This is a genomic window from Mesorhizobium sp. M3A.F.Ca.ET.175.01.1.1 (assembly GCF_004791945.1).
Lineage (GTDB): Bacteria > Pseudomonadota > Alphaproteobacteria > Rhizobiales > Rhizobiaceae > Mesorhizobium.
This window is the reverse complement of sequence record NZ_SRTP01000146.1, coordinates 1-365: the sequence shown is the minus strand read 5'-3', so window position 1 is coordinate 365 and position 365 is coordinate 1. Positions and strand designations below refer to the sequence as shown.

Annotated in this window: 1 pseudogene; it reads right to left on the bottom strand. The window is 52.1% G+C overall.

The window, feature by feature from the left end:
- A pseudogene (locus EN818_RS33075) lies at positions 1-365 on the bottom strand (diguanylate cyclase); the annotation flags it as partial.

The following is a 365-nucleotide window of genomic DNA, read 5'->3' as shown; positions in this document are numbered from 1 at the left end:
GCCGCACGCTCGAACACCGAACGGAAGCGGCTTTCGGTGGCCTCGACAGCGCTTAATCTATTTTCGGCGATCTCCAACACCCTACTGACATCCTGCCGCAGGCGGTGGAACATGAAGGCAATCATAAAACCAGAAACGAGGAGGAAGATTGCACGCAGCCAATCCTCGGCGGGAACTTGACCGCGTAAAATTCTTGCGGCCGCCAGGGCGGCGGCGGCGGTCACCAAGGTCGCGACGATTGCTGCGTTACGTCCGACAAGATATACAGAGACAATTATAGCTGCAATAGATGAAATAAAAGTGGCTTCTCTTTCAGCCTGAGCTAAGTTTGATATTTCGAATACTACACTGACAATTAGCACCAA